The sequence below is a fragment of the Mesorhizobium sp. M7A.F.Ca.US.005.03.2.1 genome, from assembly GCF_003997795.1.
In the GTDB taxonomy this organism is placed as follows: domain Bacteria; phylum Pseudomonadota; class Alphaproteobacteria; order Rhizobiales; family Rhizobiaceae; genus Mesorhizobium; species Mesorhizobium ciceri.
This window is the reverse complement of sequence record NZ_RZRP01001319.1, coordinates 1-1,075: the sequence shown is the minus strand read 5'-3', so window position 1 is coordinate 1,075 and position 1,075 is coordinate 1. Positions and strand designations below refer to the sequence as shown.

At 61.3% G+C, this 1,075-nt stretch carries 1 protein-coding gene; it reads right to left on the bottom strand.

Going from position 1 to position 1,075, the window contains the following annotated elements; genetic code table 11:
- On the bottom strand, positions 1-799 hold a 799-nt coding region (locus EN991_RS37415; protein ID WP_206519350.1), incomplete at its 3' end, for an ATP-binding cassette domain-containing protein.
- Positions 800-1,075 lie beyond the last annotated feature (276 nt).

The window sequence follows — 1,075 nt, the reverse complement described above, 5'->3', positions numbered from 1 at the left end:
CCCGAAAATCGGTTGCACGCAGGACCGCCCGATCGCCGAGCCGCCTCGGCAACGGCTGATCACGGTCTGTGCCGCTGCGCTCGGCACCGGCAATCAGTTCGAGAATCCTGGCCTCGGTGATCTCTTCTTTGGCAAGCTTGCCGACATCCACACCGTCGCGCAAAACCGTCGCGCGGTCGGCGATACGCACCAGCTCGGCGATGCGGTGGGTGACGATCAGGATGCTTGCCCCCCGCTGCTTGAGCTGCCGCATCTTGCGGAACAGCCTTTCCGTGGAATCGAAGTCGAGCGCGGCCGAGGACTCGTCGAGGATCAGGACCTTGGGATCAGTCAGAAGAGCCCTGGCGATTGTCACCCATTGTTTGACGCTCAGGGGCAGTTCGCCCACCAACCCGGAGAGATCGATGTCAAAGCCGAGGAGTTCGCGCATCAATGCGGATGCCTTGGCTTCTTTCTCTTCCCGGTTCATGGACGAGCCCAAAAGGCCATCCGCGCCCAGGTAGAGGTTATCCAGCACCGAGCACTCGTCCGCGACGAGCACCTCCTGAAAGACATTCGAGATACCCAGCTGGCGCGCCTCGTGCGGAGACGTTGCCGACTTTCCAAGGATCGACACCTGGCCACTGTCGGGTATCAGCACGCCGGAGATCACCTTCGCCAACGTGCTCTTGCCCGAGCCGTTGCCGCCAATGATCGCGTGAACCTCCCCTGCGTAGGCCGTTAGGTTGCAACCGCCGAGCGCCACAGTCGGCCCGAAGGTCTTCCTGACCGATGAGAGTTCAACCGTTGGGTACGACATCATAGGTCCAGTTGGCCGACGTTGGTCGGCTAGACTTGCACGGAATGAAAGAAATGCCACCCCGTCAACGCTGACGGGGTGGCCAGACCTGCTTTGGTCAGTTCGCCTTGAAGGCCTCAGGATCGGCCGGACGCAGGAAAAACTGGTCCAGGTAATCCTTGCCTGCCCAGTTCTCGACACCGACGTTGTACCAGCCGTCCGAATCTTCGCTGCAATCGGCCGGGACGGCCTTCTCAAGCTGCTCGTAGGACATGGTCTGCGGCTTGGTCAGGATGG